The following is a 254-nucleotide window of genomic DNA, read 5'->3' on the forward strand; positions in this document are numbered from 1 at the left end:
GCTCCTGATGTTGCTTCATTATTGATAAGACTTCCGGGATTCATCTGGGTGTATCTTGCCCATAATTCTGCATACCCGCTAAAAGAGATATACCTTGAATGTTCATCATTTAAATAATGGGTCAGTCCCGGGTTATTGAAGTCATTCTTTTTCTGCGCTTTCACTCCAGCCCCCATACTCATGAATGTCAGCACAACAAGACCTGTTTTAAAAGATTTTCTATTCATACTATTTTCTTTTCTAATCCTTTTCAG

At 38.2% G+C, this 254-nt stretch carries 1 protein-coding gene; it reads right to left on the reverse strand.

The annotated features are described in order from the left end of the window. A partial coding sequence (locus SCA31_RS24485) for a hypothetical protein (RefSeq protein ID WP_410699575.1) occupies nt 1–227 on the reverse strand: 227 nt, incomplete at its 3' end. Between the last annotated feature and the right edge of the window lie 27 nt (nt 228–254).

The organism is Chryseobacterium sp. SIMBA_028 (assembly GCF_046535285.1).
Taxonomy (GTDB): Bacteria; Bacteroidota; Bacteroidia; order Flavobacteriales; family Weeksellaceae; genus Chryseobacterium.